Raw genomic sequence first — 15,205 nt, 5'->3', positions numbered from 1 at the left:
CTCACTTCTTTTGCACCCGGCAGAAAACAACAGCAGAGACAAAAGTGTCAAAATCAGAATTTTTTGTATTCTTTTCATAAAACCTCTTTAAATATTCTTAAAGTCAACTTTACTATAATACATAAACTCGAAGTTATCTATAGCTTCCCTAGTTTCCTATTCCGCGCTTCATTGTCTAAGCCCTTGCATTTCATTATAATAGAAAAACTATGTCTAGAAATGAAAAAGAACTCTGCCACTGGGCTGACCAGCAGGCTGAACGAATCATCAAGCAGAAGGGAGAGCGGGATTCATACACCTGCGCTTCAGGAATCACTCCCTCTGGCACCGTCCATATCGGAAACTTCCGCGAAATCATCACGGTTGATTTAGTCGTGCGCGCCCTCCGTGACCGAGGCAAGAATGTGCGCTTCATTTACTCTTGGGACGACTACGATGTCTTCCGAAAAGTTCCTGCCAACATGCCAAAGCCAGAGGAACTTTCAAAATATCTTCGCTATCCAATCACCATGGTTCCAGATACCTTTGGCCGCGATGAAAACTATGCCCGCCACCACGAAGTTGACATTGAGACTCAGCTTCCCCGCGTGGGAATCCACCCTGAATTTTTGTATCAGGCAAGCCGTTACCGTGCAAACCGATACGCTGAAGGCATGAAAATCGCCATGCAGAAGCGGGATGTAATCAAGGCCTGCCTCAACGAATACCGTGACGACGAGCACAAAATGAAGGACAGTGACGTTTACTGGCCCGTAGCCGCCTTCTGCTGCAAGTGCAACAAGGACGAGACAGAAATCCTCGAATACGACGGCGAGTACGGAATCACTTACAAGTGCAAGTCTTGCGGACATATCGAAAAAGGCGACCTCCGCACCTCAAAAGAATTCAAGCTGGGCTGGCGAGTTGACTGGCCAATGCGCTGGAACGAAGAGAAAGTTTGCTTCGAGCCGGGCGGAAAAGATCACATCTCACCGGGTGGCTCTTACGACACTGCAAAACTGGTCTCAAAAAGACTTTACGGCTGGGACGCTCCTGTCACCATGAAATACGATTTCGTTAAGCTCAAGGGCGTTCCTGGAAAAATGTCTTCCTCAAAAGGAAAGGTAATTTCTTTGGTTGATGCTCTCGAAGTCTACCAGCCGGAAGTTTTGCGCTACATTTTCGCTTCAAACAAGGTTGACCACGAGTTCTCAATCAGCTTTGACCTGGATGTAATCACAATTTACGAGGCCTACGACAGAACAGAACGCTTGGTCTGGGGTGTGGAAGAGCCTAAAGAAAAGGATCCTGCAAAACGAGAGCAGCTCCTTCTCCGCGAAAAACGCCTTTATGAGTTGAGCCAGATTGCCGACATGCCGAAAGTAATGCCCTATCAGGTTCCGTTCCGGCTTTTGACCACCCTCTTGCAGACATATTCAGGAGACGCTGACGCTGTAATCAAGTCTCTGGGCGATGTTAAGCCAGAACAGGAAGAAACTCTCCGCAAACGATGCGCATGTGCATGGTACTGGATCAACGAATCTGCCCCTGACTGCGCTCCTGACATGTGCTTCTCTCTCCGCAAGGAAGGAAAACGAGCCCAGCTTTCAGAAGAGATGGCAGCCGCCGTCAAAAAAGTGCTTTCTGATGTCGTGCCAAAAATCGACTCATTCCAGACTGACAAAGACTGCCAGCAGGCGATTTACGATGTGGCGACCGCGCTGGGCTTGGACGCAAAACAGCTTTTCCTTGCCCTTTACACAGCCCTCATCGGAAAAGACCAGGGCCCGCGATTGGGAAGCTTCATGCGAATCATCGGAAAAGAGCGTCTTGAAAAGCTCCTCTCAACAGTTGATGCCGTTTCGGCAGAAAAGCTTGCCCAAAAGGCAGCCTCTAAAAAGCTCACTCCGGCCGAAATCGACCAGCTTCCACTGGCAGAGCGATTCAGCCGCCGTGTAATTCTTAAAGTCAGCAAAATCGAAAAGGTCGAGCAGCATCCGGGAGGCGAATTCCTTTACATTCTCACACTCAACACAGGGGACGAGGAGCCTCGCCAGATTGTAAGCTCAATCGTAAAATTCTATAAGCCGGAAGAACTTCTGGGAAAGAACATCGTGCTTGTCTACAACTTAAAGCCTGCAAACTTCCGCGGAGTCCGCTCAAACGGTATGCTCCTTGCAGCAAGCGACCCCAACACAGCCGAAGACACATGCGAAGTCATTTTCGCGCCCCAGTTCCAGCCGGGAACAATCCTTGAGCCGGAGGGCTACCCTGTTCCAGAAGATGTGGCTGAAATGTGCTTCGTTAAGGCAGACAAGTTCGCTGAAATGGGTCTTTACACAAAAGACGGCTTCGTTCTTCTTGACGGAAAGAAAATCGGTGCTGACGGCAAATTCCTCTCTGTCGAAAAATACAAAGACGGAAAAGTTAAGTAAATAGAACCGCACATCCTTATGCGGCAATTTTATAGCTATACAGGCAGCAGGATTTGAAGTTCGCTTCTGTCCTGCTTTTTTTTCGCAAAAGTGGTGCCAAAAAGTGTAAAAATTTATGAATTACTCATCATCTGATATACATAAACCCAACCTTCTTGCCACAGTTTGGAAGATTCACGGCTTAGAGTTTCGTATGCTGATGAATTATAGAATTTAAGGATGGATTCATTAAGAGAAAGATTCTCTGTCTTTGCCAATTCTGAGCAGATTTTTGAGACTTTGTTTGGAATGAACAGATGAACATTCTTCTGTGTAACCTGCGGACGAATCATTTGAACACCTCCTCTGATTTTATGAATTTTAGATATTTCAAAGATTTTTCGGTATGAAAGCAAATCTGGTCAACATATTTCCAAGTCATAAGTTCTTCAAGAAGCTCTTTTTTGCTCAAAAAACCGTCTTCATATAAGTTCAAGCTGGCATAAACATTATCGTTTGCGACAGCACCCATAACAACATCATAATCATAAGAAAAATGAATATTCTGACGGTTTGACATTACAAAATCTAACCATTCTTCATCAGCTTTATGGAATACTTTTGATTTCAGTTCAGGTGTTTTAAAAATCTCATTATCCAGTTCAAATGTCGAGACAACGGCCATTTCGTAATGAAACCTGTCTTTTTTTATAAGAGACCACTTCTTTGCCTGGTCAAAACTTGTCGTTGTGTAAAAGCCGTTTCCGAAATCCATTGTGTGACCTGGTTTTAAGATTTTTGGAGAAGAAACTTCTGAAAAACCACCATGATATATTTTCATTTTACCTCTCCTGTCCTTACAAAATCTTCGATTGTTTCAATGATATAAGACTTTCCCTGTGTATGCAAAATTTCATAATGACTACTCAAAAAATCAAGAACTTTCTTTTCTGAAAACATATTTGCAACATCACGACCATTCATAGACTTTGCAACAGCATATTCTTCTATACACCACGAGACAAATTCTGCTTTTTTTTGAAACAATTCATCAGACAATTTATCTTCCCCTATCTAATTTTTCGGCTCTAGCGATATAGATTCTATGTTTCCTTTTCCGTATAAAGATTCTGCCATAAGCCATGCATCATCAATGTCAGCTGCATAAACATAATTGTACCATCGTATTGTAAAATTATCTTTATAGAAATACACAAGAAATTTTCTTTTCCCTGACATTCTGACCTCATAATACCATAGGGCTATTAAACAACTCTGACATCTTTGAATGCTGACTTGCAAGTGTCTCATAGTCTATAAAATCAACTAAAGGTTTTATCGGCAGATATATGGATTGACTGATTTTATCGTCAAACTCGTTTTTCCTTTTTTTGTCAGCAACAATACAAAACCTTGCCCTGAAATCTTGCAGTTCAAAAAATTTATTCAATGAATTGATTATATTTGTTGAGTGCTCAACTTCATAAAACGCACTCGGCATTTCTCGCTCGTTGAACCAGATTGTATAAATTGTTCTTGCACGATTTGTAATCTTAGGATATGTAAACTCTGGAATATCTGTCATAGTTGAAATTTCACCAAGTTTTTTATCTAAAAACATTTTATTTTTGTCTTGTGCAGGAACATAAGTTTTTAACTTTCTCATGTTTCCAATATCAACAATCAATCCTTGATAATATGCATGTGTAAAAGTCTCAACCTGTGTATGCTTTTTTGTCATCTTTTGCTCCTGTTAAGCACAAATCTCTTTTCAATATTCTCGCAGATAAAACCTATTTTTATGCACTTCTTTCGAAATAACGGCGATTATTTATTTTAGTTACTTGCATTTTTATTCTTTCGTAACACTGTAACACAAAATCGACATAATTTACAGTATATGTTGCAAAATAAAAAATTTTTACCCCTGCGCCAGGGATAGTAGCCGCAGCCCGTAAGGGCTGTTCCGAAGCGAGCTGTGCGAGCGGAGGAATGGAGCGCGGATAGCGCGTAACGGCGGATAGCCCGACGGCTTTAGCCGTGGCGCCCTGATATTTGATTCTTACACTACCCGTAGCGTAATTTTACATAGAACCAAAAACAAAAGCGCTATTTTTCAAAATTCTATTGTCTAAGTCTAACTTTTTCGCTATATTATTGTTATCAGAACACGGTTGCATTGCATCCGATATTGCTTGGAAACTACAAGCCCCTTTAAGTTGTTTTGGTCACATCTTTTCACTTCTCTTTCCATTGCGAACTTTAGTGTTTCGGTGTCTCCATGCGCTTTCTTCGGCTTTTATCTCCAGGTGATTCAAAATAATTTTATAGGAGATTTTTTATGGCAGAACAGGAAGCCTGGAAAGGATTCTACGGACGACTCTGGAAAGAAGAAATCAATGTACGCGACTTCATCCAGGAAAACTACACACCTTATGACGGAGACCAGTCATTCTTGGCAGGCCCAACCGACGCAACAAACAAATTGTTCGACAAGTTGCAGGAACTCCAGAAGGCTGAGCACAACAAAAAATCAGTTGGTCTTGACGGTAAAGAAAGAAGCGGCGTTCTTGACATGGATACCGATGTCGTAACAGGTCTCACTTCTCACGGAGCCGGCTACATCGACGAGAAATTAAAGGACTTGGAGCAGGTTGTAGGTCTTCAGACTGACAAGCCTCTTAAAAGAGCCTTCATGCCTTACGGTGGAATCCGAATGGCTGAGCAGTCTTGCGAAATGTACGGCTACAAGCCAAATCCTGAGCTTCACAAAATCTTCACTGAATATCACAAGACACACAATCAGGCTGTTTTTGATGTTTACACTCCTGAGATTCATAAAGCCCGTTCAGCCCACATCCTTACAGGTTTGCCTGACACATACGGACGAGGCCGAATCGTCGGTGACTATCGCCGCGTTGCCCTCTACGGTATCGATTTCCTTATCGCCCAGAAAAAGGCTGATTTCGCCAACATCGGTGACGGAACAATGACAGATGATGTTATCCGCCTCCGCGAAGAAGTCGCTGAGCAGATTAAAGCCCTCAACGGCATGAAAGAAATGGCAAAAATCTACGGATTCGACATTTCTCAGCCTGCTAAAAACGCAAAAGAGGCCGTTCAGTGGCTCTACTTCGGCTACCTTGCCGCAATCAAAACACAGAACGGTGCCGCTATGTCGATTGGTCGTGTTTCAACATTCCTCGACATCTACATTGAGCGCGACTTGAAGGCAGGAATCATCACAGAAAGCCAGGCTCAGGAACTCATTGACCACCTGGTAATGAAAGCCCGCATGGTTCGCTTCGCCCGAATCGAATCTTACAATCAGCTCTTCTCAGGTGACCCGGTTTGGGCAACCCTCGAAGTCGGCGGTTTGGGACAGGACGGCCGCTCAATGGTCACAAAGAACGACTTCCGCTTCCTCCACACTCTCGAAAACATGGGACCAAGCCCAGAGCCAAACATGACAGTCCTCTACTCAAAGAGATTGCCAGAGGCTTTCCGCAAATACGCTGCAAAAATTTCTATCGATACGTCTTCAATCCAGTACGAGAACGACGATGTAATGCGCCCAATCTGGGGTGATGACTACTCAATCTGCTGCTGTGTTTCAGCAACTCAGACTGGTAAAGAAATGCAGTTCTTCGGAGCACGCGCTAACCTCGCAAAAGCCCTTCTTTACGCTATCAACGGCGGAAAAGACGAGGAAGCAGGTCTCACACCAGGCGTTCAGGTAGGACCGGAGCTCGCTCCAATCACTTCAGAATATCTTGATTATGATGAAGTTATCGCAAAATACGATGCAATGCTTGACTGGCTCGCAGGTCTTTATGTCAATGCACTCAACGCAATCCACTACATGCACGACAAATACTACTACGAGGCCGCTGAGCTGGCTCTCGAAGACACAGATGTCAAACGAACATTCGCTACTGGTATCGCAGGCTTCTCACATGTCGTTGACTCACTTTCTGCAATCAAATATGCAAAAGTCCGAGTTCTCCGCCGTGACTTCGACATCCATGACCGCAAAACAAAGGCTGTCATCGGAACAGCAAAGAACATGGCTTACGACTTTGAGATTGACGGCGACTTCCCACGCTACGGACAGGACGATGACCGCGCAGATGACATCGCAGTATGGCTCTTGAAAACCTTCATCGGCAAAATCAAGAAGCATCACACATACCGCAATGCAGAGCCGACAACTTCTATCCTTACAATTACTTCAAATGTTGTTTACGGAAAAGCAACTGGCGCATTGCCTGACGGACGAAAAGCTCACGAGCCATTCTCTCCAGGAGCTAACCCGGCTTACGGTGCAGAGACAAAGGGTCTCGTAAAATCACTCAAATCTGTCGCTAAACTTCCTTATCACTATGCTCTCGACGGTATCTCAAACACACAGACAATCAACCCGTCTGCTTTGGGACACGATGAGAACGAGCGAATCGACAACCTCGTAAACGTCCTCGACGGATACTTCTCACGCGGCTCACACCACTTGAATGTAAACGTCTTCGGCGTAGAGAAGCTCAAGGACTGCCAGGCTCATCCTGAGAAACCTGAGTACGCAAACTTCACAGTACGCGTTTCTGGTTACGCAGTCCGCTTCATCAACCTTACAAAAGAGCAGCAGGACGATGTTATCGCACGAACCTGCCACGCTTCATTGTAATAAACAACTGGTGTCATAAACAAACACTAGATAAAACAAAAAGGGGCTCCCAGTGAGAACCCGCCATAAAAGTCGCGGTGAACAAGTTCAAGCGACTTTTTGTCGGAACCTCACTTCCGCCCCTTTTTGCATTTTCCGTCTTTTTTATAAAATCAGCGTGATTTGTTACAATGAATCCTGCTCGGTTTTCATAAAAAGGTGGGCGCCCCCCTGCCAAAGGCAGGGGCGGGCTTTGCGTGGTTACGCTGTCGCTTCATTCGTCCGCACTGTCATTGTCGAGCCAGACCCGACAATCCCATTGCTACCGAACGGCTTCGCCGCCACTACAATCCCTTGCGCGATTGCAAACAGAGGTACTAAATGGCATTACAAGGATATATTCATCAGTTAGAATCTTTCGGCTGTGCTGACGGGCCTGGAAGCCGCTTCATCATTTTCTTTTCGGGCTGTCCTTTCCGCTGCCTTTACTGCCACAATCCTGACACCTGGGAAATGACTCGCGGAAAACTCTACACAGCCGATGAACTTTTGAACGAGGCTGAGAGCTGCCGGGATTTCTGGGGCAAAAAAGGCGGAATCACGGTCTCTGGCGGAGAGCCACTGGCTCAGATTGATTTTCTGACAGAGCTTTTCACAAAGGCAAAAGAGCGCAACATCAATACTTGTATCGATACTGCGGGCGGGCCTTTCAAAAAAGAAGGCGAATGGTTTGAGAAATTCAAAAAGTTAATGGAAGTAACTGACATTCTCCTCGTGGACATAAAGCACATAAATGAGGACGAACACAAAAAACTCACAGGCTGTAGCGGTAAAAATGTGCGGGAAATGTTCGCCTACCTTGACGAAATCAAAAAGCCAATCTGGATCCGACATGTTTTGGTTCCGGGAATCACCGACAATGACGAATATCTCACCCAGACCCGCGATTTTATCCGCACTCTGCACAATGTGGAACGGGTGGAAATCCTGCCATATCACGGGCTTGCAATCACTAAGTACAAGGATTTGGGGATTCCTTACCCCCTCGAAAAAACTGAAAGTCCTACGATGGAGCGTGTGGAAAATGCGCGGTCTATACTTGAATGCGAAAAATATATAAAATGGAAAGAATAAGGAGATTTTAATGAAAAAATTATTAGTAACGGCAAGCATTATCGCCCTTGCCCTTCTTTTATTCACTGGTTGTAACAAAAAAGCTGAAACAAAATCAGGCGAAGTAGTTTCACGCCAGACTTCAAATCGTACAATTAAAGTCGGTTATGCTCAGGTCGGTCATGAATCTGTATGGAGAACCGCTAATTCATCCTCATTTAAAACAACTATGACACCTGCAAACGGCTATGACCTCATTTATATCGATGCAGACGGAAATCAGGAAGTTCAGATTGCCGCAATCCGCGACTTTATCGCACAGAATGTTGATTATATCGTCGTTGCCCCGGTTATCGAAACTGGCTGGGATGAAGTTCTTAAAGAAGCTAAAGCAGCCGCAATTCCAGTAATTCTTTCTGACCGCCAGATGAAGCTTGAAGATGACAGCCTTTATCTCTGCTGGGTCGGCGGAAACTTTCTTAAAGAAGGTCGCGATGGCGTAAAATGGCTCGAAGGCTACCTTGACGGAAAAGGACTTTCAAATGAAGACCTTAACATTGTTGACATTCAGGGAACACTGGGTGCTTCTGCTCAGGTAGGCCGAACTCAGGGTATCGAAGAAGGAATTCAATCACATCCAAACTGGAACCTTATCGCACAGAAATCAGGTGACTTCCGCAAAGACGGTGGCAAAAAGGCAATGGAAGAGATTATCAAAGAAGTCGGAATCAACAAAATCAATGTTCTTTTTGCAGAAAATGATGATATGGCTTTGGGCGCAATTGAAGCAATCAAGGCTGCTGGTAAAAAACCAGGCGAAGACATCATAATCATCACATTTGATGCCGGTCATGATGTATTTCTCAGCATGATTGCAGGCGAAATCAACTGTGCTTGCGAGTGCAACCCTCTCCATGGTCCACGCGTTGCTGAAATTATCAATACTCTCGAAAACGGCGGCTCAGTCGAAAAAATTCAGTATGTCAATGAGGCTGTTTTCGATCAGTCAAATGCGGCGGCAATTTTGCCAACAAGACAATACTAATTCTTCCAGGCGTCGGCTAATTCTTTCGCGGCGGCATAGGGGCTTTCGGCTCCGGCTACTGCGGAAACTACAAAAAATCCGCCGACGCCACTTTCTTTAAGTGGGGCGATGTCTTTTAACTTTACGCCCCCGCCTACTACCACTGGAATGGGGCTTTTCTTTCCAAGTTCGGCCAATTCTTCAAAAGTCTTTGTAATAACCTTTCCGTTTTCGTCCATGCCGCAATCGGGTTTTGTGGCCGTCTCATGGACAGGGCCTGCCCCGAAATAATCGATTTGACTTACATCAGCAGACTGAACATAATCAATCAAATCTTTTGTGGGAGCAGAAAGACCAATAATCGAGTCTTTTCCCAAGAATTTCCGGCAAATTGAAACCGGAATGTCGCTCTGACCTACATGAAGGCCGTCAACTTTGATTCCCATTTCGCGGGCGGCAAGCACGATGTCAAGGCGGTCGTCCACGAGAAGGGCAACGCTCTCAGATTTTCCAAGTTCGGCGATTGCTTTTGCAGATTCCCGGCAATCTTCAATCATCTCAAGGGCGCTGGCGGTTTTTGAACGTATTTGGACACAGGTAAAGCCTGCCTTCACCGCGTCGGAAACGATTTGTGCGACAGGGCGACCATTTGTGTTTTCCCGGCCAACGACAAGATATGCGCTTATATCAACTTTCATTTTTTATTCCTTTTGTTTGCTTTATTTGAGATGCTCTTCAAGTCTCTCTAATTTTCCGCTCATGGTGTCAGTGTAACCAGGTCGGATATCCATTTTAAGCACGACTTCGGTGCGGATTCCCTTTTCGGCAAGAACGAAGGTCGCTTTTTTGACGACTTCCATAACCTTGTCGTATTCTCCCTCAATTTCGGTGAACATTGAGGAAGTTTTGTTGGGTAATCCTGATTCACGGATTACTTTTACTACTTCAGCAACCTCTGCAGAAAGTTCATCGCCTGTTCCTACCGGTGCAATGGCAAGTGCAATCAATGTGTTCATTTTTTCTCTGGCTCCTTATTTTACAGTGAAGGGATTGTTGGCCACATCCTCAGATGAAGCAAGATAAAGCTCGTCAAGGAAGGCGACTTGGAAAGAGGCCGGGGCATTTACTTTTGACTCAGCCCTCTTTCCTGCCAGATTGTAAATTTGTGTTGCGGAAAGAGCTGCGATGAAAGGAGAAGCCACTCCTGCATAAACCGCGCAGACACCGCCCAAAGAACAGCCTGAACCGGTGATTTTTTCCATGAAGTGAGAGCCACCCTTGCAGTAAACGACAGTTTTTCCGTCAGTGACCAAATCCTCGATTCCGCTTACGGCAACGGCTCCCCCAAGTCCTCCCCGCTTTTCGTTGATGAAAGAAGCCAAGGCTTTTGCGGCGTTTTCGGCCATTTCTACGCTGTCAACGGTATCGACTCCCTTTGGGCCAGAAGAAGATGTTCCTGCATCGATTCCCCAGAGTTTTGCAAGGGCGATTACTTCCGAGGCGTTTCCTCGGACGATTGATGGCGGAAAATCCTTAAAGTCTGAGAGCAATTTTGTGCGGAGAGAGCCGATTCCGATTCCAACAGGATCCAAAACCCAGTTCCTTTTAAGCTCGAAAAGGCGTTTTGCCGTGCGGGGCAAGGTCTCTTCGTAGACAGGGAACATTGTTCCCGCATTGATGTAAACCGCGCTTCCCACTTCCGAGACAAATTCTCCCTCGTCAGGAAGATAAACCATGGCTGCTGAGCCTCCAACGGCAATCTGGGCATTTGCCACAAAATTAATGGTAACGGTGTTTGTGATTGAAGGCGCGAGAGGCTTCTGAGCGCGGACTGCTTCGACCGCTTTTTTTACTTGTGATTTGATTTCGTTTTCGGTCATTTTTAACTCCTTATTTTTAGATTCAGGAAGTTGACCGCATCGTCTGAAAAAAGAAAAACTCTCCGAGGGGAGAGCCTGTGATTTTTTGGATTCTACAGTGCTTCCTTCGTCGGTATTAACCGGACAGGTTCAAAGGGTTTTGCGTCTTTACGCTATCTCAACTCGTTAGGATTTCTCCGTCGAGTTCCCCTGCAATGTTTGTATAATAAAACAAATATCGACTTTTGTAAATCGTCTGCCCTCTTGAACAAAATTTTGCAAATCATTATGTTTTGAAACACAGAAAAATTTACCGGGGGCACCACGGGAAAAAGGAGGCATCACAAATGGCTGTGATGAAAACTGCTTTGACAATCGCAGGAAGTGATTCTTGCGGAGGCGCCGGAATCCAGGCGGATATCAAGACGATGACGATGAACGGAGTTTACGCAATGAGCGCCGTCACCGCACTGACCGCACAGAACACAACCGGCGTTACGGGTATTCAGGAAGTCTCGCCTGATTTTTTACAAAAACAAATTGAGGCTGTCGTCACGGATATTTTCCCGGACGCAGTAAAGACAGGTATGGTCGCGTCTGTGGGACTGATTCAGACAATCGCCAGCTCCATCAAAAAGTTCTCCCTCAAAAACATTGTCGTTGATCCCGTTATGGTGGCGACCAGCGGGGCAAAACTCATCAGCGACGAGGCAATCGAAAGCTTAAAAAAAGAACTTCTCCCGCTGGCCACAGTGATTACGCCAAATATTCCAGAAACTGAAGTCCTTCTGGAAGGAAACTCTCTTTCAGGACTTGACTCAAAAGGCCTTAAAATCACTTCTGAAAAGGAAATGGAAGAGGCGGCTCAGAAAATCCACGAAAAATTCGGCTGCTCCGTTCTGGTTAAAGGCGGCCACAATGTAAATGACGCCAGCGATTTCCTTTACGGAAAGAATGAAAATGGCGAGGTCATCGCAAAGTGGTTCAAGGGAAGGCGAATCAACAATCCCAACACTCACGGAACCGGCTGCACCCTCTCAAGCGCAATCGCCGCAAATCTTGCAAAAGGCGAGAGTCTTGAAAACGCGGTGTCAAAAGCCAAGGAATACATCTCAGGCGCGCTGGAAGCAGGCCTGGACCTAGGCAAAGGAAGCGGCCCTTTGATGCACAACTTCGTATTAACTCGAAAATACTAAAAATCATGCTCCCATCGGGAACGCGCCAGCAAACATCGCTGTGAGCAAAGCTCAGGCGAGTTTAACGCACAAAGTGCTAAGCGCAACCCCGATTCCGCATGCTTTTTATCATTTGCTATTTATTACTCTTACATAAAACAAGGAAATTATCATGGAAAATAAAAAAACATCTGTCTTTTCTAACGCGCTGATTTGGTTCGGCGCCGGGGTATCTATCGCTGAGATTATTACAGGCACATTTTTCGCTCCTTTGGGATTTGTCCGGGGAACGGCGGCTATTTTGCTGGGTCATTTGATTGGATGCGTCCTGCTCTTTTTTGCCGGATACATCGGCGGAATTGCAAAAAAATCTGCCATGGAGACCACGAAATACAGTTTCGGCTCATGGGGAAGCAAATTCTTCGCACTTTTGAATGTCCTTCAGCTGGTGGGCTGGACTGGAATCATGATTTATGACGGCTCCCTTGCCGTAAACGAGATTTTCTCATTCGGAAAGTGGATTTGGGCAATCGTCATCGGTGCGCTGATTATTCTATGGATTGTAATCGGAATCACAAACCTTGGAAAAATCAATGTGGTCACCATGAGCCTGCTCTTTATCCTCACTCTGGTTTTGTGCAAAATCATCTTCTTCGGCGAAAAGATTGCAGACTCTGCCATTGAAGAAGCCATGTCCTTTGGCGCGGCTGTGGAACTGGCGGTGGCAATGCCACTTTCCTGGCTTCCCCTTATCTCTGATTACACGAAAGAAGCCGAAAAGCCCTTCCGCGCCACTCTTGCCAGCTCTTTGATTTACGGAATCGTCTCATGCTGGATGTACATTATCGGTATGGGAGCGACGATTTTCACCGGCGAGAGCGACATCGCACAGATTGCTGTAAAATCAGGCTTGGGAATCGCAGGGCTTATCATCATCGTCCTTTCAACGGTTACGACCACCTTCCTTGACGCATTCAGCGCGGGAATTTCTGCCAAAACAGTATTTGAAAAGCTGGACGGAAAATGGACTGCCGTTGTGGTAGCTCTTCTTGGAACTGCGGGAGCAATTCTCTTCAACATGGACAACATCACCGACTTCTTGTACTACATCGGTTCGGTTTTTGCCCCAATGATTGCAATTTTGATTGCGGATTTCTTTGTGGTTAAGCGAGATTCTTCCGATAAGAAAGTGGACATTGCGAAAATCATCATCTGGATTTTGGGATTCGTGCTCTATCGCCTGCTTATGACTGTGGATTTCATTCTCGGCTGCACAATCCTTGACATGGCAGTGACATTCGCCCTCACGGCTCTTTGGGGATTAATCACACGCCGTAAGAAGCAAGAACTTCAGTAAGCATTGGAATCAGCTGCTTTTTGCGGCTGACCACATCTTTTAAGAAATAAACATGCTCTTCCTGCTGGGGAAAATGCAGACACTGGATGAATTTCTCCTCGCTGGCCACGAGCATGACCGAAGAAAGAGTTGAAATATCTGTCACGAGCAGCGTTGAAAAAAGCGCTCCGTGGCTTCTTCGGGCAATTTCCAAATCGTCCAAGAATTCATTCTTCCGAGCAAGCACTTCTTCAGTACCATCTACTTCAATCTGGCTCACAGTGAAAATCGCGCCGTTTTCGTTATACTCCTTCATGTCCTGATTTATGACTTCGTAAGAAGTGCGCCCGGAGATTCTGCTTCCCGCCTTTATGATTTCCTCGCCCAAATCCTTGATATTCAAGCCAGTTTTTTCTGAAAGGAAATTCGCAAGATTCACATCCACAGGAGTCGTGGTCGCGCTCTGCAAAATCAGCGTATCGCTTAAAATGCCGCAAAGAAGGAGTTTTGCCACATGGAGAGGAATCTCAAGATTCTGATCCCGAAAAAGCTTCGTGATAATCGTTGAGGTTGAGCCCAGAGGCATATTGATGAAAGAAATTGGCGCTTTAGTCTTTGAAAAACCGATTCTATGGTGATCAACTACATCGCAGATTGAGTAATTTTCGATTCCGTCTACAGCCTGACTCATTTCATTGTGATCGACCAGGGCAAGGGAAATTTTCGGCTCATGATGAATATCAATTTCACTTAAAATTCCTTCGACTTTTCCATCATCGTCCACTACAGGCAGAGTCTGACCATCAGCCGCTTTGAGCAAAGGCATGATTTTTTGAATGGAATCATCTCCCTTAATCGGCTTTACTCCCTGATCGCAAACCATTCGCACGGGAGTCGAATACAAAATCAGCATGGAAGAAGAAGCCGTATCGTACTTACTGACAATGACGCTCGTTCCCGCCTTTTTTGCCTCTTCAAGCATTTCTGCGCTAGGAAGGCGGCCCGCACTCAACACAACAGCACGGACATGATTCTCAAAGCATACTTTCTGAATGTCTTCCCTGTCTCCCGTAACGACGACAATGCCTCCGTGAGAGTGGGCGCTCAGGGTCTTTTTAAAAGAATCCAGGCTTGAAGCTCCAGAAACGATGGTATATTTGTGCAAATCTTCGGCATCTTCCCCCATATTAAGGATTTTACCGTTTAGGGTTTGAGCCATAAGGTGAATGTCAGTAAAAACGGAAATATGGTGCTCAGGATTCAAGATTTCAAAAACATTCTTTGAAAATGAATTGAAATTCAAAATTCCCTTGTAGTGACCTTCATCATCGACCACAGGAAGAACCCGGCGACCCGTCCGACGCATAAACTGAGATGCCGCCCAAAAGGAATTCATCTGATGAACCATGTCCACGGAATCCGTCATGTAATATGCGACGCGGGGATTCAAGTCCGGGATAAATTCAGGCGGAGTAATGCCGAATTTTTTGTAAATATAGTCAGTCTGAGGATTCAGCTTTCCCGCACGGGCAGCCTTATATTCTTTAAAGCCCAGCAAATTTTTGTAGGCTTCATAAGCCGAGGCCGCAACGACCGAGTCCGTGTCAGGATTTTTGTGTCCGAAAATGTAAGTCGTTTTTTCCAT

General features: G+C 45.4%; 16 protein-coding genes, 1 pseudogene and 1 riboswitch. Of the genes and pseudogenes, 8 read left to right on the top strand and 9 right to left on the bottom strand.

Annotation, left to right across the window (positions count from 1 at the left end; all coding sequences use genetic code 11):
- Positions 1 to 209 precede the first annotated feature (209 nt).
- Both lysS and B2089_RS09155 read left to right on the top strand, forming a co-directional pair.
- Positions 210 to 1,820, top strand: a pseudogene (gene lysS, locus B2089_RS09160) (lysine--tRNA ligase); the annotation flags it as partial.
- Positions 1,794 to 2,414, top strand: a complete 621-nt coding sequence (locus B2089_RS09155; RefSeq protein WP_296686883.1) for a hypothetical protein — start codon at positions 1,794 to 1,796, stop codon at positions 2,412 to 2,414. The pseudogene lysS and the gene B2089_RS09155, both read left to right, overlap by 27 nt.
- Before the next feature lie 113 nt (positions 2,415 to 2,527).
- Here B2089_RS09155 and B2089_RS09150 read toward each other — a convergent pair whose 3' ends face one another.
- The 5 genes from B2089_RS09150 to B2089_RS09130 are packed head-to-tail and all read right to left on the bottom strand — an operon-like array spanning position 2,528 to position 4,134.
- Positions 2,528 to 2,746 (bottom strand): hypothetical protein, encoded by a 219-nt coding sequence (locus B2089_RS09150; protein WP_296322039.1) that lies wholly within the window; start codon positions 2,744 to 2,746, stop codon positions 2,528 to 2,530.
- Positions 2,743 to 3,234, bottom strand: coding sequence for a DUF3990 domain-containing protein (locus B2089_RS09145; RefSeq protein ID WP_296322042.1), 492 nt, complete (start codon positions 3,232 to 3,234; stop codon positions 2,743 to 2,745). Before B2089_RS09145 ends, B2089_RS09150 begins: the two co-directional genes overlap by 4 nt.
- A complete protein-coding gene (locus B2089_RS09140) occupies positions 3,231 to 3,452 on the bottom strand; it encodes a DUF3791 domain-containing protein (RefSeq protein ID WP_296322045.1) in 222 nt (73 codons plus the stop codon). The genes B2089_RS09145 and B2089_RS09140 overlap by 4 nt, the downstream gene beginning before the upstream one ends.
- Positions 3,453 to 3,467: 15 nt before the next feature.
- Positions 3,468 to 3,632 carry a hypothetical protein gene (locus B2089_RS09135; protein ID WP_296322049.1) on the bottom strand — a complete coding sequence of 55 codons (165 nt, stop codon included), beginning with the start codon at positions 3,630 to 3,632 and terminating at the stop codon, positions 3,468 to 3,470.
- A 7-nt stretch (positions 3,633 to 3,639) separates the two neighbouring features.
- Positions 3,640 to 4,134, bottom strand: a complete 495-nt coding sequence (locus tag B2089_RS09130; protein WP_296322052.1) for a hypothetical protein — start codon at positions 4,132 to 4,134, stop codon at positions 3,640 to 3,642.
- Positions 4,135 to 4,734: 600 nt separating this feature from the next.
- On the opposite strand from B2089_RS09130, the gene pflB reads away from it, so the two are divergent.
- The 4 genes from pflB to B2089_RS09110 all read left to right on the top strand — a co-directional run bounded on the left by pflB (position 4,735) and on the right by B2089_RS09110 (position 9,211).
- Complete coding sequence (gene pflB, locus B2089_RS09125) at positions 4,735 to 7,074, top strand: formate C-acetyltransferase (RefSeq protein WP_296686874.1); 2,340 nt, start codon at positions 4,735 to 4,737, stop codon at positions 7,072 to 7,074.
- A 232-nt stretch (positions 7,075 to 7,306) separates the two neighbouring features.
- Positions 7,307 to 7,465, top strand: coding sequence for a hypothetical protein (locus B2089_RS09120; RefSeq protein WP_296323848.1), 159 nt, complete (start codon positions 7,307 to 7,309; stop codon positions 7,463 to 7,465).
- Positions 7,435 to 8,187: a pyruvate formate-lyase-activating protein gene (gene pflA, locus B2089_RS09115; protein WP_296323850.1), complete on the top strand. Its 753-nt coding sequence runs from the start codon at positions 7,435 to 7,437 to the stop codon at positions 8,185 to 8,187. Before B2089_RS09120 ends, pflA begins: the two co-directional genes overlap by 31 nt.
- Positions 8,188 to 8,197: 10 nt before the next feature.
- On the top strand, positions 8,198 to 9,211 hold the full coding sequence (locus B2089_RS09110; protein ID WP_296323853.1) for an ABC transporter substrate-binding protein: 1,014 nt from the start codon (positions 8,198 to 8,200) through the stop codon (positions 9,209 to 9,211).
- Here the strand turns inward: B2089_RS09110 and B2089_RS09105 are convergent.
- From B2089_RS09105 to B2089_RS09095, 3 genes are read right to left on the bottom strand one after another with little or no spacing between them, the layout of a single operon-like run.
- Entirely contained in the window at positions 9,208 to 9,888 is a 681-nt protein-coding gene (locus tag B2089_RS09105; RefSeq protein WP_296323856.1) for a thiamine phosphate synthase, read from the bottom strand. The genes B2089_RS09110 and B2089_RS09105 overlap by 4 nt on opposite strands.
- A gap of 21 nt (positions 9,889 to 9,909) precedes the next feature.
- Positions 9,910 to 10,206, bottom strand: coding sequence for a thiamine-binding protein (locus B2089_RS09100; protein WP_296323858.1), 297 nt, complete (start codon positions 10,204 to 10,206; stop codon positions 9,910 to 9,912).
- 15 nt (positions 10,207 to 10,221) lie between these two features.
- On the bottom strand, positions 10,222 to 11,070 hold the full coding sequence (locus B2089_RS09095) for a hydroxyethylthiazole kinase (protein WP_296323862.1): 849 nt from the start codon (positions 11,068 to 11,070) through the stop codon (positions 10,222 to 10,224).
- A gap of 84 nt (positions 11,071 to 11,154) precedes the next feature.
- Positions 11,155 to 11,271, bottom strand: a riboswitch (TPP riboswitch).
- Positions 11,272 to 11,396: 125 nt separating this feature from the next.
- On the opposite strand from B2089_RS09095, the gene thiD reads away from it, so the two are divergent.
- Positions 11,397 to 12,245 (top strand): bifunctional hydroxymethylpyrimidine kinase/phosphomethylpyrimidine kinase, encoded by an 849-nt coding sequence (thiD, locus tag B2089_RS09090; protein ID WP_296324440.1) that lies wholly within the window; start codon positions 11,397 to 11,399, stop codon positions 12,243 to 12,245.
- Positions 12,246 to 12,396: 151 nt separating this feature from the next.
- Entirely contained in the window at positions 12,397 to 13,581 is a 1,185-nt protein-coding gene (gene cytX / locus B2089_RS09085; protein ID WP_296324437.1) for a putative hydroxymethylpyrimidine transporter CytX, read from the top strand.
- On the opposite strand, the gene B2089_RS09080 is transcribed toward cytX, so the two are convergent.
- Positions 13,550 to 15,205: a putative manganese-dependent inorganic diphosphatase gene (locus B2089_RS09080; RefSeq protein WP_296324434.1), complete on the bottom strand. Its 1,656-nt coding sequence runs from the start codon at positions 15,203 to 15,205 to the stop codon at positions 13,550 to 13,552. The two genes, cytX and B2089_RS09080, sit on opposite strands and share 32 nt — an antisense overlap.

Origin of the sequence: Treponema sp. UBA3813, assembly GCA_002368605.1 — a bacterium.
GTDB lineage: Bacteria > Spirochaetota > Spirochaetia > Treponematales > Treponemataceae > Treponema_D.
The sequence above is the reverse complement of the archived record's forward strand: the minus strand, read 5'-3'. Positions and strand labels throughout refer to the sequence as shown.